This is a genomic window from Sphingomonas sp. (assembly GCF_035944535.1).
Classification (GTDB): domain Bacteria; phylum Pseudomonadota; class Alphaproteobacteria; order Sphingomonadales; family Sphingomonadaceae; genus Sphingomonas_B.
In genome coordinates this window covers 218,144-242,242 of record NZ_DASZBC010000003.1, presented here as the reverse complement: position 1 = coordinate 242,242, position 24,099 = coordinate 218,144, and the positions used below count along the sequence as shown (strand labels likewise).

Genomic DNA, 24,099 nt, shown 5'->3' with positions numbered 1-24,099 from the left:
ACGATTGCGAGGGTCTGTTCTGCCGTAAAGCGATGATCAAATCAGCAAAGGATCACGCGTTCCACCGTTTCATCCTGGGACAGCTCCACCACCCTCTGCCGTTCAGATTATCAAGAAATCGCTGGGGCTGATGACAGGCGAGCCCGTGAAAATGGCGATAGTCACCGGCGGGATCGTGCCGGTGCCATCCGCATCGAACATCAATGTCCCAGACGATTGCTCATAGATTAGGCGATCATCCGCATCTGTAGCCGCTGGGCCAGTTACGAAGCGGTTTGGGTCCAATGAGCCAGGGCTCAGGTCCTTCAGGATCGCGTCGTCGAGCACGATCGTGTCTACGTCGTGGGAAAAGTCCTCGACTCTGTCGATGTTGTCGGGACCCAGCGCAGTCGTGAAGGCGAAGCGATCGCCACCGTTAAAAACATTATCGGTACCGGCGCCGACGAGAAGGTCCGAACCAAGCTTCCCGTCCAGAAAATTGTCGGCTCTGTTGCCGATGATCAACTGGCCGAACTCATTACCAATGAGGGAAAATTTATCGAGACGTTGGATATCAAGGGTCTCCAATATTTCGACTTCGGAGCCGGCAGCCAAGTGGTAGCTCTGAAGTACTGCCACACGGTCAACGCCCCCTCCAGCGAGCTCAACCACCAGATCCGATCCGTCATAGATGAAATAGGTGTCGTTTCCCGCGCCGCCCTCGTAGCGAGAGGCCGAATAGGTGCCGTTGAAACTGTCGTCACCGCCAGCGCCGATCATCCAATCATTGCCGCCGCCTCCGTCAAAGCGGTTCGCGCCATTGTTCCCGATGATCATTTGGCTGGCTGAGCTGCCCCTCAGATCGATGGAGCTCGTCCCCGCAAGCGCTGTTGTCTCCAGGATTTCCACTGAGGCCTGAGGTTCCAGCGCATAGCTGATCGAAACGGCGACCCGGTCTCGTCCCTCCCCAACTGTCTCGTATACCCGATCACCCGTGGCATCCACGAAGTAGACGTCGTTTCCCACACCGCCGTACATCAGATCGGCACCAGGACTGCCAATCAGCGTGTCGTCGCCCCCCAGCCCGGCCAAAAGATCATCGCCGCCCCCGCCGTTGATCAGGTTGTTGCCGGCATTGCCGACGATCGTCTGCCCGTAATTGTTTCCGCCAAGATCGATGGCAGCGACCGATGTCGAGTCGATCGCCTCGAAGATTTCGATGTCGGCCCCTCCCGGCAAAACATAGCTGACGGAAGTCGCGACGCGGTCGACACCGGCTGCAACCGGGTCGGTGACGATGTCCAAGGGGTTATCAACGTAAAAGACGTCGCTCCCGGCTCCGCCGTCCATGACATCCTTGCCGGTGTCTCCGATCAGCACATCGTCGCCTTCGAAGCCGAAGAGCAGATCGTCGCCCGCCAGGCCGTTCAGGTGGTCATTCGCTGCGCTGCCGTAAAGGGTGTCGTTCTCAGGCGAGGGCTGGGTTCCGGCGCCAAGAGTCAACCGAACATCCTGATCGAACCGGGCGCCGCTGCCGTCGTAAAGAGTGTAGTGGATCAGGCGCGTGGAATCACGTGCGGCCGGCGCAAAGAACAGAAGGTTGCCGATGACGCGTGTCAGGATCGCGGGATCTGATGTGGAGAATGTTATCGCCAGATCGGTTCCCACTCCCCCTGCGAACTGAGCGACTTGGGCACCCGCATATGTGATTGTGTTGCCCGAAATGCCGACTTGATCCGGCCCAGTGCCTTCGTGTCTAACCTGTACATATTCGCCAAAGCCGGACACGTGCAGCACCATGCCGGCATAGCTCTCATCATCAGCGACCTGGATGCTGCTGTCGATCAGCTGCTGGGCCAGCGCCTGTTGCAAAGTGAAGGAGACGGAGGTCGTCAAGCCGACGATGCGAGGCGGGGTGTTTGTCATGATGTTCATCCGCAAGAAACGAAGCCGCAGCGTCGGTCCTTGGATGGGGGTCAGTCAAGAAATATGGCTACTCAGGCGCAGCCGCGGCGCAGATGCGGCAATGAGTTACTCTGCCGCCAGCGCCATGTCTCCCTCATCCACGTCAGGCTCCGCGTCGGCGCTGACGCCCTTGTCGAGCGCGGCTTCGTCGGCGAAGATCTCGGCCGCATCCTCGGCATGGATGCCGAAGCGCGCCGCCACATCGGGCGCGTAGCGGAGCAGGTCGGGCCTGAGCTTCAGGATCGAGATGTCCTTCGACTTGCCCTCCATCATCACGTCGAACTCAAAGCCTTCCGCCATGCGCATGAAGGTCGCGAACTCGAACGGGTTGGTGAAGTCGCTATGGCCGGTCCAGACCGGTGGCAGCAGCACCGTCTTGACTCGGGCCGCCGCCTTGACCGGCGCCTTGGTGACCTCGCCTTTTTTGCCGGCACTCTTCCCCGCTTTGGCGGCAGCACGCTGTTTCGGCGTGATCGCCCGCTTCACTTCGCGCATCTCGGTGCGCGGTGAGGAGAAGTGGATCTTCGGCCGCACGCCCTCCGGCCAGGTCGCGAGGAAACGCTCCAGCGTCTCGCGCATATCAAGCCGCTCGGGATTGAGGCACCAGAAATGCTGATAGTCGAAGATCAGCCGCACGCCGGTGCGTTCGTGAATCCATAGCACGTCCGCGGCGGAAAAGCGGAGATCGTCATTCTCCAGCACCAGCCGGCGCCTCACAAAGTCCGGGCATTGCTCCCAGCCTTCGATCCAGCGGGCGCGGCTCGCCTCGTGATCGTCATAGACGCCGCCGACATGCGTCACCATCACCGCTTCGTCGCCGCACCCCATGCGGTCGAGCATCTCGGCCTGCGACGCGAAGTCCCAGATACTCTTCTTCGTCAGCGCCGGATCGGGGCTGTTCAGCAGCACATATTGCGAGGGATGGAAGCTCAGCCGGACGTCATATTCGCGCGCCTTCGCCCCGAACGCCCGCAGCTCGGCATCGCTCTCGGCCACCATGGAGTGGAACTGCGGCATATCGGGATGCGTGGCGTAAGGCGCGAGGTCCGACGACAGCCGGTACATGTCCAGCCGCTCCTTATGCAGATAGTCGAGGATCTCGCTGACATGCTCGAGCGAGCATTTCAGATGCGGGTTCTTCTGCCAGCGCCGTGTGTCGTTACTCTTCAGGCCGGGCTTGCCGAGCACCTTGACGGGAAAGCCGAGGCGCAGGGGACGGTTGGGATCGGTCATGCGCTCACAACGGCTCGGGCGCGCTTGCGCTCCGGACCAATTTCGTGCATTGGCGCCGCCGCGGGGCGGGAGCCATGTCTCTCCGCCCTGTTTGCATTGAGACGACAGCCGGAGGGGCGTCCGCACGGGGCGGCGTCAGCGATCGGCCAACATATGAAGGAAGACCATGGCTCTTTACGAGCATGTGTTCCTTGCGCGCCAGGATCTGGCACAGGCGCAAGTGGACGCGCTGGCGGAAGCCGCCACCAAGATCATCGAGGACAATCAGGGCAAGGTCGTGAAGACCGAGACCTGGGGCCTCCGCAACCTCGCCTATCGGATCGCGAAGAACCGCAAGGCGCACTACGTGATGCTCGACATCGACGCGCCTGCCGGCGCTGTCGCCGAGCTTGAGCGCCAGACCGCGATCAACGAAGACGTGATCCGCTACATGACCGTCCGCGTCGACGAGCACGAAGGCGGCCCGTCGGTGATGATGCGCAAGAGCGACCGCGATCGCAGCGAGCGCCGTCCGCGCCGCGACGACCGCGACGAGATGATGGGAGCTTAAGACCATGGCACGCCCGTTTTTCCGCCGCCGCAAGAGCTGCCCCTTCTCCGCGAAGGACGCGCCGCGCATCGATTACAAGGACGTCCGTCTGCTACAGGGCTTCGTGTCCGAGCGCGGCAAGATCGTCCCCAGCCGCATCACTGCGGTCTCGGCCAAGAAGCAGCGCGAGCTCGCCCAGGCGATCAAGCGTGCGCGGCACCTTGGCCTCCTGCCCTATATTGTGAAGTAAGGAACTGCCCTCATGGACGTTATTCTGCTTGAACGCGTCGAGAAGCTGGGCGGCATCGGCGACGTCGTCTCCGTGAAGCCGGGCTTTGCCCGCAACTTCCTGCTGCCGCGCAAGAAGGCGCTCCGCGCCAACGAAGCCAACCGCAAGGTCTTCGAAGCCAATCGCGCGCAGATTGAGGCGGACAATGCGAACCGCCGCGCCGACGCCGAAAAGGCGTCGAAGAATGTCGACGGCAAGTCGGTGACCCTGATCCGTCAGGCATCGAACACCGGCCAGCTCTACGGCTCGGTCTCCGTCCGCGACATCGTCGAGGCGCTCGAGGCTGACGGCGTCAAGGTCCAGAAGAACCAGGTCGTGCTCGACAAGCCGATCAAGGCGATCGGCGTCAACACGGTCAAGGTCGCGCTGCACCCGGAAGTGTCGGTGACGATCACCGTCAACGTTGCCCGCTCGCCGGAAGAAGCCGAGCTGCAGGCGCAGGGCGTCGACGTGATGGCCGAGATGTTCGAAAAGGACGCGGCCGGCTTCACCGAAGCCTTCGACCCGAATGCGGAACCCGGCGACATCGCCGCTGCGACCGCCGCTCCGGAAGGCGAACAGGCGACCGCCTGATCGCTGCCGCTGGAACGAACAAGGGCTCCGTTCTCATGTGAGAGCGGAGCCCTTTTCTGTGCCCGTCATTGCGAGGAGCGCAGCGACGCGGCAATCCAAATGGCTCAACGTCTACCTGGATTGCTTCGCTTCGCTCGCAATGACGCCGGAAGGTTTAGGGACAATTGCCCGGCTTGGGCGCCGGATCGCCGGCGCCGCGGACGGCCCAGCCGCCGCCGCTGTTATAAGCATGGCCGACGCCCACCCGCTGCATCGCCTGGCACGCGGTCGCCGCTGCCACGGCTTCGACGGCCACGCCGCGCTGCTGGGCCCGGCTGGTGTAGAGCGCGCGGCGCTTGATGTTGATCTGCTCGACCTCCGCGCGCACGTCCGCTCCGACGGAACCGCGAATGCCGAGATAGCCGTCCGCCCGTTCGCCGACCTGGCCGGCGGCGATCGCCGCGCTCACCGCCCCGCTCTGCGCCAGCGCCACGCCGCCCCAGGCGAGCAGCGCCAGGCCACTCAAGCCAATGATGATCTTGCCACGCTTGGTCATCGCGGAAACAACTCCGGGTTCTCCTCGATCAGCTGCTGCGCATCACGCTGCAGCCTAACGAGCACTTCTTGTTTGACGTTGACGTTCAGGTTGATCTCGATCGGCCGCTCGGGCGCGCTCACTTGCACGCATCCGGAGGCGGCGATCAGGATCGGGAGGAGCGAAAGGCTTCGCATGGCCCTATGGCTCGCATCCCCTGCCCCACGCGTCAACATCATGTCCTTCATCGCTTATTCCCGCTGTCGGAGGGCTGAACGGCTTCGAAGCCGGCGCCGAGCCGGTCCCCGATGAGCAAAGAGGGGTCGCTGAAGCTGCGCGACATGGCGATCAGCCCGCGGAATGGCGCCGTGATCCGGATGTTGAAGACGAACGGAATTTGCTGGAGCTCGCGCGCAAGCTGCCCGCCGACGCGAGCGATCAGTCCCGTCGCGACCGGCTCGATCGTGCCGCGGCTGACTCCGGCGAAGCGGATTTGGCTAACCATCTCGCCGTCGATGCGGCCATTGAGCCCGATCGTCATATTCTCATAGGCAATCGACTTGAGCGCATCGAAGGCGATGCCGCCCCAGATGCCGAGGTTCGCATTCGAAACCTCGCCGATATAGGACAAGGTGCCGCCGCCAGGACGGGACGCGAGCGCGCCGCCGACGATCCGCCCCCCGTCCGCATCGAAGACCATCGGCAGCGTGCCGTCGAATATGCCGGTCGCGTTGACGTTCGAGAATTCGAGCTTGTTGACGAACCGCGCCGCATTGAGCCCGCGAATGTCGAAGACGAGCTCGCGCGCGGCGTCCTCTGAGAAGTCGAGCAGCGTCGGGCGTAGCAGCAGTTCGCCGCCCGCAAAGGGCCAGCGTCCTTCCTCGATCTGTAGCTTGAAACCGGGCGCGATCCGGTAGCGGACCACGCCTTCCTCGACCAGGATACCGGGATTGACGGTGGCGACGGTGACCGTCTGGCCCGGCGCCGTTTCGAGGCCCAGCAGGTCGGTGAAGCGGATGTCGGTCGAAATGCCGGTCGCCGGCCCGAACGGCGCCGCGAGTGAGGCGGCGCGGACTCGGAAGTCACCGGTGCTGGTGACCCGCTCCGGCGTCCAGGCAATGCGCCCCTGTCCGGCAAGCGTCCCGTCCACATCGGCGATTACGCCCAGCGTAAGCCGTGTCAGCTGCTCGGGCTGCAGGCCTTCGGGCGTGAAGCGGATCGCGTCCACGTTCAAGTCCGCATTGCCGATGCCGCTGCCAAGGTCGTGCCGCAGCTGCACCTCCGCGACACGCGTGCCGCTGCCGGGCTCCTGCAAGTGACCGCTCGCCGCCAGGTCATTGCCGCGGATGCGGAGCGCGAAGTCGCGCGAGGCGAGCGGGCGAAAGCGCGCCGGGTCCGGCTCGTCCGACACCATCAGCGCGCCGCTCACATCGAGCACGCCGCCAGAGAAGCGCCAGCGGCCATTCGCGTCGCTGACCAGGAGCGGCACCTTGCCGACCTGTCCCGAAGCCCCGGCAAAACGGCCGCCGACGCCGTTGCTCGCCCTGCCCGTCAGGCTCGCGACCTCGAGCCTGCTGATCCGATCGTCCCGTCCAAGGCGAGCATTCAGGTCGGCGATCCGGAACTCACTGCCCTCGAAGCGCAGCCGGGATGCGGCGAGGGTGATCGGGCTCTGTCCCAATGTGCCGCGCAGCCGCGGAGCTTCGACGATACCGGCGATCCGGCCATTCGCGACCAGCGCGCCGCCGACAGGGCAGAGCCTGAGTGCCGCCGGGTCAAGGGTCAGGCTTGAGACCGCCAGGCGTTGGAAGCCCAACGGCGCACAGCCGGGATTGAGCACGAGACCGCCCGACCCGAGTCGGCCCAGAAGTGCAAGCCGCGCTCCTTCGACCCTGCCACCGAACAGCGGCCCGCTTGCATTGATCACGGTCGAGAAGCGCCCTGCGTCGAACCGCACGGGCGCCAGCGCAATCCGCGAACCACCCGCCGCGAACGGCTCCATTGTCGCAACGCCTGATAAAGATGCGCCCGGTGCGCTCTGCCTCAGGTCGGCGGTCACGCGCGGCATGCCGGCGCCGGCCAGCGTCAGGCGTCCGTCCACCTGCGGCTGACCGCTCCCGGGCCACAGAACGCGCACCCCCTCGCGCCCGGCAAAGCGCAGCTCCGCGCGGTTCCCGTTGAGAGCAGCGCTGCCGATCCGAACCGAGCCCTGGCTGCCGCGCATCGAAGCGCTCAGGCTGGCGCGGAGCTCCGCCGAACGGCCCAGCCCTGCCGCTCCGCGCGCAAGCGCCTGAGCGACGGGCTCGAGTGGGGTCCCCGCAACGCTCCGGGCAAAGCCGTCCAGACGCGGTGCATTGGTCAGCGACACAGCCGAGGCCGACAGCCCGCCTTCGAAGCGGATGCTCATGGCCCTGGGCGTGCCAGCCTCGTCCAGCCGCTCGGCCCGCGCGCTCTCTATCGTGTAACGCCCTCCGAGCGTTGCGCTGGCGGCCGACCCAGCAGAACCTGACGGAGCAATGGCGGCAAGGCGCAGCATGCCCGAGGTCCGCTCGGCGTTACCGGCAAAGTCGATCTGTGCCCGACTTCTGCTCGCCGACCAGCCGGCGGCGAGCGAGCGTCTGGCCGCCAGCGCCAAATCGCCGCGCCAGCCATCGAGCCCCGGCTCCAAGGTGGCATCGACCGCGCCGCTCACTCCGGCCAGTTCCACGCTTCCGCAGTCCAACTCGCGCGCTTGAAGCGGACCGGCGAGACGCGGGCGGGCATTGCTGGTGGTTACCCTGCCCTGCAATCCCCCGCCCGCGATCGTGCAACCGCCGGCATTCAAGGTGGGGGCAGTCGCGACAAAGCGACCGGCGAAGCCGTTGGCGAGATTGCCACGCCCCTCCAGCGCCAGCCGCACCGCGCCCGCTGGCGTGGTGAGGGCAAGCTGCGTATCGCTGACCGCCACCGGCAGGTCGGGCAAGCGGAAGGGCTTGCCCGTCGGCGCAGGCAGCAGCCGGTCCACCGCCCCAAGCCGCAGCCGGCCGTTCACGAGCCGTCCACGCAACCGCACCCCATGGGCGCGGATCACCCGTACTTCCGGCGTGCCGAAGGTTGGGCGCAGATCCACCTCGACCCATTCCGCGGTCAGGTCCGGCGCGCGCGGGTTGCCGATGCTGAGGCCTTCCAGCCGCTGGGTGCGAAGGCCGATCCGCTTCACTTCATAACGCGCCGGCACGCCCCGCCGCGCCAGTTCGCGGTCTATGAAGTTGGATGCGATCGGCTTGCGCGCCAGCCACAGGCCGAGCATTAGCATGGCGAGCACCAGCAGCAGCGCCAGCGCGATGCGCCGTGCGCGCGGGCGGCGGCGCACCAATGCTTCCATCTCGACCTCAGCCATGACTGGCTTTAAGCCCCAAGGCTATGGCGGGGGAAGACGAAGGCGCCGGGCACCGGGCGCGTCTGCGCGAGCGGCTGTTGCGGCAGGGCCCGGATGCGCTGCTCGACCATGAGATCGTCGAATATCTGCTCGCCCTCGTCATTCCGCGCCGCGATACCAAATCGCTCGCGAAACGCTTGCTGAACGAGTTCGGTGGCATCGGCGGGTTGTTCGCCGCCGACGCCGAGGCGATCGAGCGCGCCGGCTTTTCGGAAACGACAGTGGCGGCGCTGAAGATCGTCAATGCCGCAGCCCTGCGCCTGCTTGCCGCCCAGATCAAGGCGCGGCCGATCCTCGGCAGCTGGAACGCGCTGCTCGACTATCTCCGCGCCGACATGGCGGCGCTGCCGATCGAGCGGGTCCGCGTGCTGTTCCTCGATGCCAAGAACGGGCTGATCCGCAACGAGGCGTTCAGCGAAGGCACCACCAGCGAGGCGGCCATGTATGCGCGCGAGGTGATACGTCGCGCCATCGATCTGCACGCCTCCAGCCTGATCCTGGTCCACAACCACCCGAGCGGCGACCCGAGCCCCTCCAAACAGGACATCGCCGTTACGCGCGACATCGTCGAAGCCGGCAAGCGTCTGGGAATCCAGGTCCATGACCATGTCATCATCGGCGCAAGCGGCCATTCGAGCATGCGGAGCATGGGGTTGCTATAACCACCTGGTTGATCATTGACCCCGGAGGTCCAGTCACATGCGACGCTCTCTCGCGGCCTTCCTCCTCCTCGCCGGCTGCGCCACCGCCCCATTGCGCCCGGTGCCGGAAGCGCTCGCCCCCTGGACGACGACGCTGCGGGACAGTCAACCGGAGGATGCCTTCGCCGCCGTCTACAAGATTGGGCCGCGTCGGCTGGTCTTTGTCGCCGCCAAACATGCGAATCGCGACGACAGCCTGACCTTCCGGCTCATTCGCGACGCTTATGCGTCCTTCCGTTTCGAGGTTGTGATCGCCGAAGGCTTTGCCACCTCCCGGGGCGCCAATCCTCCTACCGTGCTGAACTATGCGATGTCGAGCAAGCCGCGGCCGGACGGCTTCGTCGAGGAAGGCGAGACGGTGCCGACCGTAGTTGGCGCACAGCAAGAGCCCGCCAACCTGATCGGCGGCGAGCCCGATGATCTTGCTGTGAAACAGAGCGTACTAGCCGCCAAGTTGCGGGAGTCGGACCTGCTCGGCTTCTACGTCCTGCGCAGCATCCCCCAGTGGATCAGCGAGCGAAAGATCGCAGACGCCGCCGACGTCCGATTGAAACCGCTGGTCGAAGCCGAACTGGCGAAAAGGCGAACGGCGCTCCAGCTCCCGGGTTCGGTGCTCGCGACGCACGAAGATTGGACCGACTGGTATCGCCGCCTCAACGGCAAACCGCTCGGGCAGGACTTCGACACGGAAGAAGTCGGCCCGCTAGCGGATGGCAGGTTCGCCACGAACCGCATCGCTTATGCCGTTTCCAGGGCACGCGACGCGCATCTGCACCGCCTGATCATCGATCATCTGAACGCCGGCAAATCCGTGCTGGTCGTCTTCGGCGCCAGCCATCTGCTGATCCACAGGCCCGCCCTCGACGCCGTGCTCGGCAAGCCCTGCTATGTCGGAACTGTGTTGACGCAAGGCGTAGCGGTCTGCGGGTGAGCAGAGTGCTTCGTTTCGGGGATGAAAAGATTAATAAAATCAGTGAGAAAGCCATTACCAGAACATGGTTAATCTGGTAAGTCTGCGACTCAGCCGAACCGGTACGATTGGGGCTGTGGTTCGGGACAGGGGAGTTCCTCGCATGAAGTATCTGTTCGCGGCCGCCGCGGCGGTCCTGGCTGCCGCCACACCGGCGACTGCTGCCATTCTCACGCTTCAGTCCGTGCAGACCAATGGGCCGAGCAACTACACCTTCCGCTACCAGGCTACCCTCAATGCCAATGAGGGTCTGCGTAATGGCGACCGGTTCGTGATTTTCGATTTCGACGGTTATATCTCGCCGTCGGTCGGGTCTTCGTCGCCGCTTCTTGTTGCCAGCACGGAGCTGGTCAGCGCCGCGCCGCTGACGCCGGGCTTCACCGACGACCCGACGAAGACGAACCTTGTGTTCACCTATTTCGGCAGCGGCTTCCGGACGACGGGTGGGCCGACTCTTGCCTTTGACATTGAAGGCCTGTCCGCGCGGTCGGTCTTTGGCGGCGTTTCGTCGGACGGATTCTATGCCCGCACGACCAAGAACGATCCGACCACCGGCGCCGACACAGCGCTGTTCACGCTGGGCTCGGTGACGATCCCGGCGCCGGGTAACAACCCCAATGCGGTGCCCGAACCCGCAACCTGGGCGATGATGATCGGCGGTCTAGGCCTGATCGGCGCAAGCATGCGCCGCCGCCGCAGCGCGGGTCGCATCGTCTATGCCTGACACGATGTTGAGATAAGCGAAGCAGTCCAGCGCGCCGCAGGCGTGGCTGCACTGCTTCGCCACTCCTGCGTCGACGACTGCGCCTAGGCCCTGCTCAACCTCTTGCGGTTAGCCCGCACCTTGCGGCGATAGCTCGCCACCGCCTTAGCGCCTATGTCCGGTATGCTTGTGCCAAGCTGGCCAAGCATTGCCTGCTGCGACAGCGTCATCGCCGCGGCGAACTTCTCGCTGACCATCCTCTCGGCCTCGGCACGCGCCGCGGCTCCGCCCCCAGCCAGCTTCAGGGTGCGAAGCGCGATCACCGACGACGCCTCGGCCCCCAGCATCCACATGTCGAGCCCAAGGCTGAACCAGGGACCGAATGGGTCAGCCCTTGTCGGCATGACCCATGCTGTTCTTTTCGGGATAATCGTCCGGCGACACGCTGCTTTGATTGTCGACTGCCTTGTGGATCTGGTCTTCCACGCCGTCATGTGCGCCGGCTTCGCTTAGGCGATTGCCATTGTGCACCGCTTCATGATTCTGGCGCCGCTCCTCGTCCTGACCGGACCCGCGGGTCAGGTCGCCACCGCCAGAGGCCTGCTCATCGTCATAATCCTCGCGCAGATTGCCGCCGCCGGCACCCGCGCCGGAGCCGCGCACTTCGCCATTGCCGGCAATGAAAGGCCGCTGGCCGCGGTCGCTGCCTTCGTCCTCGGGCGTCCGGTTCTTGTCGAGCGTGGCCGAGTCTGGCCGCTTCGCGTCACCGGCCAACTGATGCTCGGTCGACAGATTGCCTTTCAGGTCCATGGTAATCTCCTTTCCCGTTCGTATCGAGCGAAGTCGAGATACGCTTCTCGACTTCGCTCGAAGCGAACGGAGGCATCAAGCCAGCTTGAAACCTTCCTTGTTCATCAGCGCAGTGAGCGCCTTGTTCTTGTCCGGGCTCAGCTTGGCCTTGAGCGCCGGAAAGATCGTCCGCTCTTCCTCGCCGGCATGTTCTTCGATCGCCGCGCGGAACTCCGCCACCTTGGTCAGGAAAGCCGGCGACTCCTTGGGCATATTCTCCAGATCGTAGAGGAACTGCTTCACATAGCCGTGATCGTGGTTGAGGTGATCGGCCTGCTCCTTCTGCCCGGCGTCACGCAGTGCCGGATAGATCGCATTCTCCTCCTGCAGCGCGTGCTTGGCCAGCGCATGCTTTAGCTGCATCAGCAGCATCGAGCGCTTGGTGGTATTCTTCTCGGTCGTTGCCTGGAGCGCATCGAACAGCTTCAGCGTCGCGGCATGCTCGGCCGCGAGCGCCTGGTCCCAATCGCCCGCCATCATGGTCGGCGCCTGCACCGCCGCCTTGCGGCCGAGATTGGCCATCAGACCGACGGCCACACCCGCCGCGGCCGCGCCGATCATCGCTCCGGTCGCACCGGAAAAAATGCCGCCCTCTTCGCGCGATGAGCGATCGGTCGAGCGCTGTTTGCTGGTCGAACGGTCGGAAGCGTCGGTCGCCATGATTCATCTCCCTCTTGGGTAAAGCGTCGCTGCAACAACCCTCCGGCACCGCCCGCCGTTCCCCGCAAATCGGAACCGCCCTCCCACCCAAGGGGTTGAGGTCGCCAAGAACAGCAGGAGGACCAATCATGAAGAGCATCATCGCCTTAGCGTTGTTGGCGGGCGCCGCCCCCGCCCTAGCCCAGACCGCGCCTTCCGCCCCGCCGCTCGCGGCGAGAGTCTCCTCGGCCACCTATGTCGCGATGGCGGCGTCGTCCGACACTTACGAAGTCCAGTCGAGCAAGCTGGCCTTGCAGCATGCGTCCAATCCGGACGTGCGCAACTTCGCGCAGATGATGGTAACGGATCATGCGAACACCAGCGCGTCCGTTATGGCTGCGGCGAAACAGGCAAGCATCGGCAACCCAGGTGGACCCAATCAGAAGCACACCGCGATGCTCAAGGATCTGCGCGAGGCAGGTCACGCCAAGATGGAGCGGCTCTACGTCGATCAGCAGGTGATGGCGCATGAAGAGGCGCTGGCGCTGCACCAGGCGTTCGCCGCCCAAGGCGACAATCCTGGGCTGAAGGCAGCTGCGGCGGCTGCTATCCCGATCGTGCAGCGACATCTTGAGGAAATCCGCCGCATTCAGACCGCGATGGGCGGGCCGCTGAAGCGCTGATCAAATCCGCGCGGTCACGCCCTGTTCGGTGATATAGCCGGTGACCAGCCGGGCGGGCGTAACGTCGAAAGCCGGATTATAGGCGGGCGAGCTGGTGACCATTACGGTTGCCAGTTCGCCCGCTTGCGTCGGGCCGGTGAGCCAGGACAGCTCCTCCGCGTCCCGCTCCTCGATCCGCACCAGATCGCCCGAGGCCAAAGAGCGGTCGATGGTCGTGTAGGGCAGCGCCACATAAAAGGGCACGCCATTGTCGTGCGCGGCGAGCGCCTTCAGATAGGTGCCGATCTTGTTGCAGACATCGCCATTGGCGGTGACGCGATCGGTGCCGACAATCACCAGATCGACCTGGCCGCGCTGCATCAGCAGCCCCCCGACATTGTCCGCAATGACGCTGTGCGGCACTCCGTGGCCGGAGAGTTCGAAGGCAGTGAGCAACGCGCCCTGATTGCGCGGCCGCGTTTCATCGACCCAAACATGGAGCGGCAGGCCCTTGTCATGGGCCAGGTAGATGGGCGCAGTCGCCGTGCCGTAATCGACGGTGGCCAGCCACCCCGGATTGCAGTGGGTCAGGATGTTCAGCGGCCGGTTCGGATGGCGGGCGTGCAGTTCTTCGAGCAGCGCCAACCCATGCTCGCCGATCGCGCGGTTGAGCGCGACATTTTCGTCGCACAGCGCATCGGCGCGCCGGAGTGCCGCTTCCGCGCGTTCGGTAAGCGGCAGGTTGCGAACCGCATCGCGCACTTGATCCAAAGCCCATCGCAAATTGATCGCCGTCGGGCGGGCCTCTGCAAGCCGGGCATAGGTTGCGTCCAACTGCAGCGGATCGTCCTGCAGGGCCATCGCCAGGCCGTAAGCGGCCACGGCTCCGATCAGCGGCGCGCCCCGAGTCCACATCTCGCGGATCGCTCGATGCGCTTCCTCCGCGGAGCGAAGTTCCACCCAATCGACGCTCCAGGGCAATTTGCGCTGATCCAGAATGAGAATGCCGCTCTCAGTTCGGGCGACCGACCGCACCCATTCGCCTTCGAGCTTCAATGGCAGATGCTTTCGAACGTGTCGCCGCGGCCGCGGTCGATCAGCTGGACCTGCAGCCCGGCCTCGCGCGCTGCCGCGATCTCGGCCGGATTGTCGGACAGGAACAGGATCGCGGAAGGCTTCTCGCCAATCTCTTCAGCGATGCGGACGTAGGATACAGTTTCGAGCTTCGAACCAACGCCCAGATCGAAATAGCCCTCGAACAAGGTCGTAAGGTCCCCTGCCTCGCTGTGTCCGAAGATGAGCTTCTGCGCCTCGACTGAGCCGGACGAGTAGACGAACAGGCGCAGTCCCTGCTCGTGCCACCGGTGCAGCGCCGCAGCCGCGTCGGGATAGATATGCCCCTTCAACTCGCCGCGTTCATAGCCCTGCCGCCAGATGCGCCCCTGAATGGCCTTCAGCACCGGCTCCTTGCGATCCTCGTCGATCCATCGCTCCAATGTATCGCCGGGTATGCCCTGCGCCTGCTCCGGGTGGTCCCGAAGATGATCGCGGAGGCGGGCCCGGGCGTAAGGGAATAGCGTCTCGGTAACGAAGGCGATGCTGCTGGTGGTGCCTTCGATATCGGTCAGGATTGCCTTGATCATGCCGGTGCGTGGCGCGGAAAGCGGTCGGCGATCGGGTCGCCGGTAAAGTCCCCTACCCACCCTTTCGGCGTGCGGAAGAAGCGCATCGCGGTGAAGCTCGGCTGCGGGCCCATGTCGAACCAGTGGCGCATGCCGGCCGGAACCGAGATCATGTCGCCCGCCGTGCATAGCACCGCGTAAACATGCCCGCCGTCGCGCAGCGTGAACAGGCCTTCTCCGGCGAGAAAGAAGCGAACTTCGTCTTCGGCATGGCGGTGCTCGGACAGGAACTTCGCCCGCATCGCATCCCGCTCCGGATGGTCGGGCGAGACGCTGACCGTGTCGGTCGTCGTGTACCCGTCCCCACGGAGCGCCGCCACGCGATCCTCATAGGCCTCAAGCGGCCAGCGTTCGAAGCGCACGCCGATCGTGCCGAGCGCACTCGCGATCTCGGCGGCGTTGTCGGTGTCGCGCAGCCGCTCTCCGGCTTCGGTGAACAGGGTCAGTCGCGACATGCCCGCAAGCTCCTTTCTGCCAACTCGGCCTCGGCGAGCCATTCCAGCGCTTCGATCACGCGCTCGGCCTCCGCAGTGTCGCGTCCCCAGCCATAGATGCCATGCCCGCGGATCAGATAAGCCGGCACGATGCCGAGCCGTGGCATGACCGCCGCTTCGATCTCGATCATGTCCTGGCTGTTCTCGACGATCGGAACGCTGATGCGGATATCGTGACTGGTCACGCCCGGCAGCGCCTTCGCGAGCTCATGCCCCTCGATAACCCATTCGTCGCCCAGCACCCGGCTCAGCGCGACCAACACCGCGCCATGGCTGTGCAGCACACAGCCGGCCTCCGGGAACGCCTGGTAGATGGAGAGATGGAGGGCGGTCTCCGCCGAAGGGCGGCCCGGATGACCGGAACCAAGCACCATGATGTCTCGCGACGTGAGCCGCCCCTTGTGCGCCCCCGATACGGTAATCGCGATCCGGCCGTCCTGCAGCCGCGCAGAGTAATTGCCGGCAGTCGCGGGCGCCCAGCCGCGGGCTTGAAAGTAACGCCCGATCGCGATCAGCGCAGTTTCGACTTCCTCAATCGTCATCAGTAAGGCGGTGCCCGCCGCTCGCGCTGCGCCAGGGCCGCCTCGCCCCACCATTCGAGGTCAGCGGCGAAGCGCGGAAAGGCCCGCGCCAGCGCGGCGCCGCCATCCCCGGTGGGCGTGCCCTGCTCGTCCAGCGCCTGCCCGATCTGGCCTACGCCGATCGTGCTGGAGATGACGACCATGCCCATTTCGGACAAGGTGCCGTGCCAGACCAGGCTCGACCGCGCGCCAGCGAGGCGCCCGGCCGAGTAGCTGAGGATCGCCGCGGGCCGCCAGAACCACTCCTCCAGATAATGGTCGGTCAGGTTCTTCAGACCCGGCTGCATGCCCCAATTATATTCGCCCACGACGAACACGAAGGCCTCGGCGGCCCTGATCTTCGCTGCCAAGTTGGCCATGTTAGAAGGCGCCTCGCCCGGCGCATATTCCTTGAACATGCGGTCAAGCATCGGCAGGCCAACCGCCTGCGCATCGATCAGTTCAACCTTGTGCCCGCGCGCCGTCAACTCGGCCACCGCATAGCGCGCGAGCCGAATGCCCGCGCGGTCGCGCCGGTATGAGCCATAGAGCACGAGGATGTTCATCACGGCACTACTACCCGTTCGGGCTGAACCTGTCGAAGCCCTCCCTTCCCTTTTTCGGTAAGCCCGGGAAAAAGGGGTTGAACGAGCCCGCGCCGAACGGAGCCGGGCGCGAGGAGCCTCGATGAACCCGCTCTACGCTGCGATGCCGACCACCATCTTCGAGCATATGTCGGCGCGCGCGAGAGCGACGGGCGCGATCAACCTGGGCCAGGGTTTTCCGGACTCGAACGGACCCGAGGACGTGGTCGAGGCCGCGGCCCGTGCGCTGGTCGAACATTCCAACCAATATCCTCCGTCCACCGGCTTGCCAGAGCTGCGGGAAGCTGTGGCGGCTCATTATGCTCGGCACCAAGGTCTCGACCTCACCCCCGACGAAGTGATCGTCACCTCGGGCGCGACCGAGGCGCTGGCGGCGGCGATCCTGGCGCTTGTCTCGCCGGGCGACGAAGTGGTGCTCTTCCAGCCGCTCTACGACGCCTATCTGCCGTTGGTGAGCCGCGCCGGCGGCGTGCCCCGCCTCGTACGCCTCGCCCCGCCGAACTGGACGATCACAGCCGAAGCGCTGAATGCCGTCTTCAGCGATCGCACCAAAGCCGTGATCCTGAACACGCCGCTGAACCCGGCCGCCACCTTAATCAGCGAAGCCGAGCTGACGCTGCTTGCCGATCGCGTGATCGCCGCGGGCGCCGTGCTGATCAGCGATGAGGTTTGGGAGCATCTAATCTTCGACGGGCGCAGGCATTTGTCGCCGATGAACCTGCCCCAGCTGCGGGACCGCACTGTCAAGATCGGCTCGGCGGGCAAGATCTTCTCGCTGACCGGCTGGAAGACAGGGTGGATGTGCGCCGCGCCCGAACTGGCGGTGCCGCTCTCCCGCGCGCACCAGTTCCTGACCTTCACCACGCCGCCCAATCTTCAGGCGGCCGCCGCCTATGGTCTCGGCAAGGACAGTGGCTATTTCGACCAGATGCGCGCCGGCTATGCCCGCTCGCGGGACCGACTGGCTGCGGGCCTTAGGGCCGCCGGCTGGGCGGTGCTGCCGAGCCAAGGCACCTATTTCCTCAACATCGACCTGACCGCCTCAGGCATAGCGTTAGACGATGTCACCTTCTGCGAACGACTGGTGAAGGAGTTCGGCGTCGCGGGCATTCCCGTCTCCGCCTTTTACGCGGAGGACCCGGTAACGAACATCGTCCGCCTCTGCTTCGCCAAACAGGACGACACGCTCGACGCCGCCGTCGAGCGCCTTGCGAAAGCGCGCGCCGCCTTAAGCGGCTGAGCGCTTCTCTTCCCGCTGGTGCGAGGGCCGCTCCGCCAGCAGCGCCTTCACCAGCGGTTGCATGTTGGCGTCGAACTTGGCCAGCATCACATGGTCGTCGGCATTGTCGAAGTGGCTGACCAGCTCTCGCCCATTCCATTTGTGCAGCGCATAGGCGGGCGGATCGGCGATGATCATCGCGCGATTGTCCGGACGGTCGGGATCGATCGGGGCGAGATCGAGCGCGACCTGCGGCGCCGTCGAGGGGCAGATGGAGATGGTGGTTCCGCGCCACGCAACGCAGATCGGGCGGTGGAGGTGTCCGCAGATGATGCCCTTCACCTGGGGGTGGCCGGCGATAGTTTGGGAGAAGAGCTCGACCCATGGCTCTTCGGGATCGGTCGCCATCCACTCGATGCCGACATCGACCGGCGGGTGGTGCATCACGATGATCGTGTCGCGGTCCTGCTGCTCCGCCAGGCGTGCCCGCAGCCAGCGGGCGCGGGTCTCGCAAAAGGCGCCGCCGTGGCGCCCTTCCTCCAGCGTATCGAGGATCAGGAACCGGATCTGCCCCGCATTCACTTCATACTGGACGAAGCCGTCCACGACCGGGATTTCGGGGAACGCCTCGCAGAACGTCTCCCGCAGATCGTGGTTGCCGAGGCACGGCCAGACGGGGAATGGGCAGACGCTCAGCGCATTGCGCAGCCGTTTGTAGCTCGCCAGATCGCCGCGATCGACAAGGTCGCCAGTCGCCAGCAGCAGATCGGGCATGGGCCGCATGGCGGTCAGGACCTTCAGGACATGATCCAGCCGCTTACGATTGAATTCGCTGGGGTTGTCCGGATCGAACCCCAGATGGATATCCGTGATCTGCGCGATGAGCATGCTACTCGCCTGTTCTGGTCCAACCGCTCCCCTTCACCCGGCACTGCCCCTAACAGCGCACAGGCAAACCAGCGGTTAAACCTACCCCTCAGCGCCAGCGAACCTGGAGGCTTGCCACCTGGTTCGCCGGAGCCGCTTTTCTCCCCCCACGCTTGAGCACCCAGGGCGCTCCCTCGTCGGCGTGGTAGTCGTGACACATCGCGCAGCCCGAGGCTGTGCCGGAACGCACAAGCCGCGCATTGGTCGCACCTTTTTCGCCAGTGTGGCAGGATTGGCAGTTAGCCAGGCCCGGAAGAAGCAAATCGCTGGCATTGTTTGACTTTTCGGCCACATGGCAGTCGCGGCAGCCATAGCGCCGGCTGCCGTTCGCACCTCGCACGTCCAGATTGTCGTGCGCCCGATGATCGAACCAGCCCTTGTGCAGATAGCGGACCGGCTGGGCGACGGGAGCGATTCGCACGCCGTCGCCGCCGGTGAAGCTGACCTTGTGGCACTCGCCGCACACTCCGCCCGGCGCGAAGGTAGCGCGGATCAGCGAATCGCCCCGGCCCGGCATCAGCGCCGCTGCCCGGGCGAGATCGATCGAGCGCCGTTCCGCATTCACTTCGCCCGGCCGCGAGCGGGTGTAGCGCGCGATCGGCAGCCCGGTCGCGCGGAAGTTGCCGCTGGAGCCGTAGAAGGCACGGATGTCGGCGATCACCTGTGCCGGCTGGCCATGCGGCAGCTGGCGGACCGTGCCGCCGACCGTCTGCAGGCCCAGGCTGTGGCAGGCCTGGCACGCCGTCTCCATCCGCACCGGCTGGTAGCGCGTGCCGCTCGGATCGGTCTTGTGGCAGTCCTGGCAGTCCATGCCTTCGCCCTGGCCAGGCGAGACGCGCCGCCACATCTGCGCGACGCCGTTAGTGGTCGAGACATGCTGGGCGTGGGTGAATTTCAGGCCGTTTTCCATTCGAAGCGGCTTGTCGAGGACGGTCCGCTGCATCTTCCAGCCGAGTAGCGGATTGCCGCCGGCACGCGCGTCCCGCTTCTCGAAGGGCACCGGATTAGCTTCGTCATAGCCGGCCAGGACGACCGGTCGGAACTGCGGATGCTTGAGTCCGAAATCGGTGGCATCGCCGACGCTCGACTTGAAGCCGGCCGACTGCAGCCGTCCCCCCAGCCCGTTGTGGCAGTCGGCGCAGAATTGCTGCTGCGTCGCCGGCATCGGCCCGGCGCCTTCATGTTCAGTGTGGCATTCGACGCAGCGCCCTTCCGGCACGTTGAAGGTGCGCTTGAAGAAGCTCTTGATCCGGCCGCCGAAATCCGACTCTCCGCGGGAGGCGAGCATTTTGTCGAGCGGCGCATGGTCGTATGCCGCAGGGCCAGGACGTCCTGGGCCGCTCATTGCCACTCGCTGCAGCCCCGCGGCCTTCTGCCCGTGCGAGTCGGTGTGGCAGGCGACGCAGGCATTGTCGCGGACTGCCACGAATGCGTCGGTGTGGCAGGCCTGGCAGTCATTCTCCAGCTCCGCATGCGCCTTGCTGAGCTTGCCCGAGGTCCAGGTCTTGTCGGCGTGGAAGCCGTTCGGCCGGATCTTCTCGCCGCGATAAGTGGCATAGGTATAGACCGGCCAGGCAAGGAACGCCGCCAGCACTAATCCGATAAAGGCATAGGCGCTGATCCGTTTGCCCGGCATCAGCCCGCGGAGAGTGAAGACGGTCTGCTGGTCCTTCGCCTCGGACGCGTCCGACAATGCCTCGACGCGCTCGACCGTAATGGTTACCGCGCCGTCTTCCTGGCCAAGGGTCAGCCGATGGCTGCCGAAGCGCAGCTCGGCGCCACTGGTGGCCGGCTCGATCTCGGCACGCATCACGGTTCGGCCATCAAAGCCGAAGCCGAGGCCCGACACCGACTGGACGACCAGCCGCCCGGGCACGGGCTCGGAAATGACCGCATGCTTGGGCTCGACAGCAAGGTCCGCCAGATGCACGTCATTGTCGGTCAGGCGGCCGACGCTGATCTGCAGCCCCTGAACGGTTGTCGGACGAACGATCTCGCGGCCATCGGCGGTCCGCGAGACCTGACGAATGATGAAGCTCATGCCCCCCGGCCGCCCTTTACCAATAGAAGAAGACTGAAACGATGTGCGCCGACAGCGCGGCGATCAGCGCGAAGGTGACCGGCACGTGGATGTACAGCCACACTTCAAGCAACGACTTGATTTTCAAATGCCGCCGCACGCGCGCGAGGATCGCCTCTTTGCGGGTCAGCAGCGCGTCGATCTTCTCCAGCGGGTCGTCTCCCACATTGGGCCGATAGGCCGTCTCGCGGCGGATCTCCGCCTGGGCTGCCCGCGTCGCGCAGTTCGGATAACGGCCAGTCAGCCGCGCCCAAACGCCGCCACCGAACGCATCCTGGTCCAGCGATGCCTGAACGAGGTCGGCGTGGCGCTGTTCGAGCGGCTGGGCGGCGTCGTGCAGCTGCCGGTCCATCGACCGCAGCGCATCGAGCATCTGTGCTTCGGTCATCATGTCGCGATTGTCGCTGAGCATGCGCGGCAGCGCAGCGTACATCGAGATGCCGTAAATGCCCGACAGGATCACGACCATCATCAGCGCATAGGCAAGGGTGTGAACGTTCCAGCCGAACTGGAAGCCAGTGTGCAGCGTCGCGATGACGATCAGCGAGAGACCGAGATAGACATGCGCGGAGGTCCAGGCCTTTAGCGACCAACGGCCGCGCGTCATCGCCCGCTTGCGTACGCCCAGCAGCGTCAGCCACAAGATCAGCAGCGCGCCGATCGTGCCCAGCACATAGCCATAGGCGCTGCCGCCATTATGCCGCGGCTGCACGTCGATCATCAGATAGGCGACGATCGCCACCAGCGCGAGGATCGAGGCGATCTTAGCCCAGCGGAAGTTCCGGTAGCGCAGGAACCCGTCGTGGGTGGACGAGCGCTCGCGCTTGCTGGTCATCGCCGGGTTCTTGACCATCAGCATGGTGAGCCTCCGGCTTCCCCGATCCGCCTTGGCTGAGCTTGTCGAAGCCCTGTTCTTCTTGTGGGCTCGAAATGAAAAGAGCAGGCCTTCGACAAGCTCAGGCCGAACGGGTCCGGGCGGTGATCATGCATGTGCATCACGCCTTCTCCAGCCGCGCGATGGTCAGGAATTCCTCCGGCGCGACGCGGATCGCGGCGCCGGTCGGGCAGGCGCGAACACAGGCCGGGCCGCCTTCGATCCCTGAGCACATGTCGCACTTGATCGCCTTTTTCGGCGCCTCCCCCTTGGCGTGCTTGTATGACCATTCGTGGCTCGGCTCGCCGGGGCCCGGCCCGAGCCCCAGGAACAGCCAGCTGAGCAAGCCCGGCTTCTTGGGTGGAACCTTGTCCATCCGGATCACGCCATAAGGGCAATTGCGCTGGCAATTGCCGCAGCCGATGCAGGTGTCGTCGATGAACACTTCGCCGTCCGGCCCGCGGTGGATCGCGTTGGGCGGGCAGTCGGCCATGCAATGCGGATGCTCGCAATGCCGGCAAGAGGTAGGCACGTGCAGATGCGCGTAGGTCTTGCCTGCCTCGCGATCGAGCCGGCTTAGCCCATCATGGCTGTCGGCGCAGGCCTTTTCGCAGTTGTCGCAGCCGACGCACAGATTCTCGTCGATCAGCAGCACGTCGGTGGCTTCGCCGATGCCGTTGTCGACCAGGAACTTGGCGGTTGCCGAATACATGTCGACCACGCCCGAGAAGCTGTCCTTCTTCGCTTCGATGAAGGCGTTCAGGTCCTGGCGTGAGGCCATGTCGCGGCGCACCCGCTCGGCCAGTTCGGCGTTGCGCTCCATCAGCCGCGCAAAGGCTTCGCCCGGCAGGCGGATCACGTCCGACTTGATCGCGGCCCGCACCGTCGCGGTGCGCCGGCCGCCGCCGATCAGCGCCATTTCGCCGACGAACGACCCGGCCGGCAGATAGGAAAGGAACACCGGCTTTCCGCCGACCGTCTTCTCGACGATCATCGACCCGGAGCGAATGACGAAGATGTCGTTCCCCTCCTCGCCTTCGGTGATCACCGCGTCGCCGGCCTTGATCGTCATCACCTGCGCAGCCGCGGCGACTTCCGCCACGTCTTCCTTCTTCAGGCCGGACTTGAACAGCTGCAGCAGCTGCCGCTCGGTCGAAATTCGTGCGATCGCCGCCCGTGCCGCCGGCACCTGGCTCTGCAGGCGCAGCGCAGCCGTGCGCGGGATTTCGACCACGATCGCCGGCTCGCCCGCACGCACCGTCGCCCCGCGGCGGCGGCCGGAGATCAGGCCGACTTCGCCGAAAATCTCGCCGGTGCCGATCGGCACGGTGATGGCCGAGTTGTTCGGATCGACCTCGACCAGCACCGAGCCCTGGGCAATGCCGAACAGCGACGATCCCGGCTCGTTGCGCTCGAAGATGATTTCGCCGGGGCCATAGGCCTTCACTTCGGAATCGAGCATGAACTCGCGCATCTGGAGCGGCGACATGCCTTCCAGGATGCTGACGTTGGTGCGCAGGAATTCCAGCCACTCGGAAACGCTGCGGCCCTTGGGCAGGCTCGCGAACTTCTTTTCCAGGATGGGCTCATCGGCTGGCTTCAGGTCGGTGTTGCCGTTGATGAACTCGACGACGTCATAGCCCTGGTTCATGCAGTGCTTGATCAGCGGATAGCCGGCGAGCGCGCCGATCACGAAGATGCCGGGAACCGTCGATTCGAACACCGGCGACAGCTTGGGATAGGAGACCCGGTCGGCACTGGTGAACTGGACACCCGTGCCCGCCTTCACCCCCTTCATCATCTTGCCGGGGTTGCGCGGGTCCTCCTTGTCCTCGAACTCCGCGCAACAGCCCTCGACGAAGGCGCGCGGCGGGGCCGAGCCCATCCGCGCGATCACGCGGTCGCAGCGGATTTTGAGCTCGCCATCGCGCGTGTCGAACACGATGTGCCCCGGCTCGAAGCGGTTGGTCGTTGTTTCGGTCAGCACCTGGATGCGTCCGGCGTCGCGCGCGGCGAGCAAGGCCTTGATGTTCGCGTCCTTCGCCGTCGAGAAATCGGCGGAGCGGTTGATGATGGTGACGCTATTGCGCTGCTCGGGGTCGGCGCCGAGGCCCAGCGCATTCTCAATCCCGGCATCGCCCGCGCCAATGACGGTGATATGCTCGTCCACATACTCGCCCGGATCGTCGAGCGTGTACTGGACGTTCGCCTGCTCGACGCCCGGCACGCGCAGCAGGTTTGGATTGCCCTGAGTGCCGATCGCCAGGATGATGTTCTCGGCCTTCACTTCCTGGCCGTTTGTCAGGAGAATCGTGAAGTCACCCTTCTGCCCGGTGATCGCTTTTACCTCGGCATTGAGCATCACGTTGACGCCGTGCTTAGCCGTCTGCTCGTCCCATGTGCCGAGCACCTTTTCGCGCTTGCCGGCCTCGAAATCGAGGTCGGAGCGCAGGACCAGCTGCGATGGCGTCGCCATCACATGCTTGCCCTTTTGATATTTGTAGATGGTGTCCGACAGATGGTCCGTCTTTTCGAGCAGCACATGGCTGAGGCCCAGCTGCGCGGCGCGCCCGGCGGCGCTCAGGCCTGCAGGTCCCGATCCGACGATCGCGATCCGGAAAATGTCCGACACGA

General features: G+C 65.0%; 25 protein-coding genes. 8 read left to right on the top strand and 17 right to left on the bottom strand.

All coding sequences use genetic code 11. The features are described from left to right. Window positions 1-102: 102 nt before the first annotated feature. Together VGT77_RS03070 and uvsE are read right to left on the bottom strand one after the other, a co-directional pair. Entirely contained in the window at window positions 103-1,914 is a 1,812-nt protein-coding gene (locus VGT77_RS03070) for a calcium-binding protein (RefSeq protein WP_327459448.1), read from the bottom strand. A gap of 96 nt (window positions 1,915-2,010) precedes the next feature. Continuing rightward, entirely contained in the window at window positions 2,011-3,177 is a 1,167-nt protein-coding gene (gene uvsE, locus VGT77_RS03065; RefSeq protein ID WP_327459446.1) for a UV DNA damage repair endonuclease UvsE, read from the bottom strand. Window positions 3,178-3,343: 166 nt separating this feature from the next. On the opposite strand from uvsE, the gene rpsF reads away from it, so the two are divergent. The 3 genes from rpsF to rplI are packed head-to-tail and all read left to right on the top strand — an operon-like array spanning window position 3,344 to window position 4,568. Further along, window positions 3,344-3,727: a 30S ribosomal protein S6 gene (rpsF, locus tag VGT77_RS03060; RefSeq protein WP_327459444.1), complete on the top strand. Its 384-nt coding sequence runs from the start codon at window positions 3,344-3,346 to the stop codon at window positions 3,725-3,727. A gap of 4 nt (window positions 3,728-3,731) precedes the next feature. Next, window positions 3,732-3,956, top strand: a complete 225-nt coding sequence (gene rpsR / locus VGT77_RS03055; protein WP_046347832.1) for a 30S ribosomal protein S18 — start codon at window positions 3,732-3,734, stop codon at window positions 3,954-3,956. Between the two features lie 12 nt (window positions 3,957-3,968). Next, a complete protein-coding gene (gene rplI, locus VGT77_RS03050; protein ID WP_327459437.1) occupies window positions 3,969-4,568 on the top strand; it encodes a 50S ribosomal protein L9 in 600 nt (199 codons plus the stop codon). A 154-nt stretch (window positions 4,569-4,722) separates the two neighbouring features. Here rplI and VGT77_RS03045 read toward each other — a convergent pair whose 3' ends face one another. Genes VGT77_RS03045 through VGT77_RS03035 form a run of 3 tightly spaced genes read right to left on the bottom strand, consistent with a single transcriptional unit; the run spans window position 4,723 to window position 8,461 of the window. Further along, the gene (locus VGT77_RS03045; protein WP_327459435.1) at window positions 4,723-5,103 is read right to left on the bottom strand and encodes a DUF1318 domain-containing protein; all 381 of its coding nucleotides are present in this window, start codon (window positions 5,101-5,103) and stop codon (window positions 4,723-4,725) included. Beyond that, complete coding sequence (locus tag VGT77_RS03040; protein ID WP_327459433.1) at window positions 5,100-5,279, bottom strand: YnbE family lipoprotein; 180 nt, start codon at window positions 5,277-5,279, stop codon at window positions 5,100-5,102. The genes VGT77_RS03045 and VGT77_RS03040 overlap by 4 nt, the downstream gene beginning before the upstream one ends. A gap of 47 nt (window positions 5,280-5,326) precedes the next feature. Continuing rightward, window positions 5,327-8,461, bottom strand: coding sequence for an intermembrane phospholipid transport protein YdbH family protein (locus VGT77_RS03035; RefSeq protein ID WP_327459431.1), 3,135 nt, complete (start codon window positions 8,459-8,461; stop codon window positions 5,327-5,329). 23 nt (window positions 8,462-8,484) lie between these two features. On the opposite strand from VGT77_RS03035, the gene radC reads away from it, so the two are divergent. From radC to VGT77_RS03020, 3 genes are all read left to right on the top strand, one after another. Continuing rightward, window positions 8,485-9,162, top strand: a complete 678-nt coding sequence (gene radC / locus VGT77_RS03030) for a RadC family protein (RefSeq protein ID WP_327459430.1) — start codon at window positions 8,485-8,487, stop codon at window positions 9,160-9,162. Window positions 9,163-9,199: 37 nt separating this feature from the next. Beyond that, window positions 9,200-10,132 (top strand): hypothetical protein, encoded by a 933-nt coding sequence (locus tag VGT77_RS03025; protein ID WP_327459428.1) that lies wholly within the window; start codon window positions 9,200-9,202, stop codon window positions 10,130-10,132. 142 nt (window positions 10,133-10,274) lie between these two features. Then, window positions 10,275-10,895, top strand: coding sequence for a PEPxxWA-CTERM sorting domain-containing protein (locus tag VGT77_RS03020; protein ID WP_327459426.1), 621 nt, complete (start codon window positions 10,275-10,277; stop codon window positions 10,893-10,895). An 83-nt stretch (window positions 10,896-10,978) separates the two neighbouring features. On the opposite strand, the gene VGT77_RS03015 is transcribed toward VGT77_RS03020, so the two are convergent. The 3 genes from VGT77_RS03015 to VGT77_RS03005 form a co-directional block, all read right to left on the bottom strand. Continuing rightward, window positions 10,979-11,278 (bottom strand): hypothetical protein, encoded by a 300-nt coding sequence (locus tag VGT77_RS03015; protein ID WP_327459425.1) that lies wholly within the window; start codon window positions 11,276-11,278, stop codon window positions 10,979-10,981. Next, a complete protein-coding gene (locus tag VGT77_RS03010) occupies window positions 11,262-11,684 on the bottom strand; it encodes a hypothetical protein (RefSeq protein WP_327459423.1) in 423 nt (140 codons plus the stop codon). Before VGT77_RS03010 ends, VGT77_RS03015 begins: the two co-directional genes overlap by 17 nt. Before the next feature lie 75 nt (window positions 11,685-11,759). Then, a complete protein-coding gene (locus VGT77_RS03005) occupies window positions 11,760-12,383 on the bottom strand; it encodes a hemerythrin domain-containing protein (RefSeq protein ID WP_327459421.1) in 624 nt (207 codons plus the stop codon). Window positions 12,384-12,511: 128 nt separating this feature from the next. On the opposite strand from VGT77_RS03005, the gene VGT77_RS03000 reads away from it, so the two are divergent. After that, window positions 12,512-13,045: a DUF4142 domain-containing protein gene (locus VGT77_RS03000; RefSeq protein WP_327459420.1), complete on the top strand. Its 534-nt coding sequence runs from the start codon at window positions 12,512-12,514 to the stop codon at window positions 13,043-13,045. On the opposite strand, the gene mtnA is transcribed toward VGT77_RS03000, so the two are convergent. From mtnA to VGT77_RS02975, 5 genes are read right to left on the bottom strand one after another with little or no spacing between them, the layout of a single operon-like run. Beyond that, entirely contained in the window at window positions 13,046-14,080 is a 1,035-nt protein-coding gene (mtnA, locus tag VGT77_RS02995; RefSeq protein ID WP_327459418.1) for an S-methyl-5-thioribose-1-phosphate isomerase, read from the bottom strand. It lies immediately after the preceding gene. Continuing rightward, complete coding sequence (gene mtnC / locus VGT77_RS02990) at window positions 14,077-14,667, bottom strand: acireductone synthase (protein ID WP_327459416.1); 591 nt, start codon at window positions 14,665-14,667, stop codon at window positions 14,077-14,079. Before mtnC ends, mtnA begins: the two co-directional genes overlap by 4 nt. After that, window positions 14,664-15,161, bottom strand: coding sequence for a 1,2-dihydroxy-3-keto-5-methylthiopentene dioxygenase (locus VGT77_RS02985; RefSeq protein ID WP_327459414.1), 498 nt, complete (start codon window positions 15,159-15,161; stop codon window positions 14,664-14,666). Before VGT77_RS02985 ends, mtnC begins: the two co-directional genes overlap by 4 nt. Further along, window positions 15,149-15,742: a methylthioribulose 1-phosphate dehydratase gene (mtnB, locus tag VGT77_RS02980; protein WP_327459412.1), complete on the bottom strand. Its 594-nt coding sequence runs from the start codon at window positions 15,740-15,742 to the stop codon at window positions 15,149-15,151. Before mtnB ends, VGT77_RS02985 begins: the two co-directional genes overlap by 13 nt. After that, window positions 15,742-16,326 (bottom strand): NADPH-dependent FMN reductase, encoded by a 585-nt coding sequence (locus VGT77_RS02975; RefSeq protein WP_327459607.1) that lies wholly within the window; start codon window positions 16,324-16,326, stop codon window positions 15,742-15,744. Before VGT77_RS02975 ends, mtnB begins: the two co-directional genes overlap by 1 nt. A 121-nt stretch (window positions 16,327-16,447) precedes the next feature. Here VGT77_RS02975 and VGT77_RS02970 point away from each other — a divergent pair, with 121 nt between their 5' ends. Then, window positions 16,448-17,605, top strand: coding sequence for an aminotransferase (locus tag VGT77_RS02970; protein WP_327459410.1), 1,158 nt, complete (start codon window positions 16,448-16,450; stop codon window positions 17,603-17,605). On the opposite strand, the gene VGT77_RS02965 is transcribed toward VGT77_RS02970, so the two are convergent. From VGT77_RS02965 to VGT77_RS02950, 4 genes are all read right to left on the bottom strand, one after another. Then, entirely contained in the window at window positions 17,594-18,472 is an 879-nt protein-coding gene (locus tag VGT77_RS02965) for a phosphodiesterase (protein WP_327459409.1), read from the bottom strand. The genes VGT77_RS02970 and VGT77_RS02965 overlap by 12 nt on opposite strands. Window positions 18,473-18,560: 88 nt before the next feature. Beyond that, the gene (locus VGT77_RS02960) at window positions 18,561-20,552 is read right to left on the bottom strand and encodes a hypothetical protein (protein WP_327459408.1); all 1,992 of its coding nucleotides are present in this window, start codon (window positions 20,550-20,552) and stop codon (window positions 18,561-18,563) included. Window positions 20,553-20,568: 16 nt separating this feature from the next. Next, window positions 20,569-21,450, bottom strand: coding sequence for a hypothetical protein (locus VGT77_RS02955; protein ID WP_414713350.1), 882 nt, complete (start codon window positions 21,448-21,450; stop codon window positions 20,569-20,571). A gap of 136 nt (window positions 21,451-21,586) precedes the next feature. Continuing rightward, window positions 21,587-24,097, bottom strand: a complete 2,511-nt coding sequence (locus tag VGT77_RS02950; RefSeq protein ID WP_327459406.1) for a cyclic nucleotide-binding domain-containing protein — start codon at window positions 24,095-24,097, stop codon at window positions 21,587-21,589. Between the last annotated feature and the right edge of the window lie 2 nt (window positions 24,098-24,099).

Coding starts and splice junctions, on each gene's coding strand:
- VGT77_RS03070 (WP_327459448.1), bottom strand. CDS start 1,914: ATGAACATCATGACAAACACCCCGCCTCGCATCGTCGGCTTGACGACC.
- uvsE (WP_327459446.1), bottom strand. CDS start 3,177: ATGACCGATCCCAACCGTCCCCTGCGCCTCGGCTTTCCCGTCAAGGTG.
- rpsF (WP_327459444.1), top strand. CDS start 3,344: ATGGCTCTTTACGAGCATGTGTTCCTTGCGCGCCAGGATCTGGCACAG.
- rpsR (WP_046347832.1), top strand. CDS start 3,732: ATGGCACGCCCGTTTTTCCGCCGCCGCAAGAGCTGCCCCTTCTCCGCG.
- rplI (WP_327459437.1), top strand. CDS start 3,969: ATGGACGTTATTCTGCTTGAACGCGTCGAGAAGCTGGGCGGCATCGGC.
- VGT77_RS03045 (WP_327459435.1), bottom strand. CDS start 5,103: ATGACCAAGCGTGGCAAGATCATCATTGGCTTGAGTGGCCTGGCGCTG.
- VGT77_RS03040 (WP_327459433.1), bottom strand. CDS start 5,279: ATGCGAAGCCTTTCGCTCCTCCCGATCCTGATCGCCGCCTCCGGATGC.
- VGT77_RS03035 (WP_327459431.1), bottom strand. CDS start 8,461: ATGGCTGAGGTCGAGATGGAAGCATTGGTGCGCCGCCGCCCGCGCGCA.
- radC (WP_327459430.1), top strand. CDS start 8,485: ATGGCGGGGGAAGACGAAGGCGCCGGGCACCGGGCGCGTCTGCGCGAG.
- VGT77_RS03025 (WP_327459428.1), top strand. CDS start 9,200: ATGCGACGCTCTCTCGCGGCCTTCCTCCTCCTCGCCGGCTGCGCCACC.
- VGT77_RS03020 (WP_327459426.1), top strand. CDS start 10,275: ATGAAGTATCTGTTCGCGGCCGCCGCGGCGGTCCTGGCTGCCGCCACA.
- VGT77_RS03015 (WP_327459425.1), bottom strand. CDS start 11,278: ATGCCGACAAGGGCTGACCCATTCGGTCCCTGGTTCAGCCTTGGGCTC.
- VGT77_RS03010 (WP_327459423.1), bottom strand. CDS start 11,684: ATGGACCTGAAAGGCAATCTGTCGACCGAGCATCAGTTGGCCGGTGAC.
- VGT77_RS03005 (WP_327459421.1), bottom strand. CDS start 12,383: ATGGCGACCGACGCTTCCGACCGTTCGACCAGCAAACAGCGCTCGACC.
- VGT77_RS03000 (WP_327459420.1), top strand. CDS start 12,512: ATGAAGAGCATCATCGCCTTAGCGTTGTTGGCGGGCGCCGCCCCCGCC.
- mtnC (WP_327459416.1), bottom strand. CDS start 14,667: ATGATCAAGGCAATCCTGACCGATATCGAAGGCACCACCAGCAGCATC.
- VGT77_RS02985 (WP_327459414.1), bottom strand. CDS start 15,161: ATGTCGCGACTGACCCTGTTCACCGAAGCCGGAGAGCGGCTGCGCGAC.
- mtnB (WP_327459412.1), bottom strand. CDS start 15,742: ATGACGATTGAGGAAGTCGAAACTGCGCTGATCGCGATCGGGCGTTAC.
- VGT77_RS02975 (WP_327459607.1), bottom strand. CDS start 16,326: ATGAACATCCTCGTGCTCTATGGCTCATACCGGCGCGACCGCGCGGGC.
- VGT77_RS02970 (WP_327459410.1), top strand. CDS start 16,448: ATGAACCCGCTCTACGCTGCGATGCCGACCACCATCTTCGAGCATATG.
- VGT77_RS02965 (WP_327459409.1), bottom strand. CDS start 18,472: ATGCTCATCGCGCAGATCACGGATATCCATCTGGGGTTCGATCCGGAC.
- VGT77_RS02960 (WP_327459408.1), bottom strand. CDS start 20,552: ATGAGCTTCATCATTCGTCAGGTCTCGCGGACCGCCGATGGCCGCGAG.
- VGT77_RS02955 (WP_414713350.1), bottom strand. CDS start 21,450: ATGCTGATGGTCAAGAACCCGGCGATGACCAGCAAGCGCGAGCGCTCG.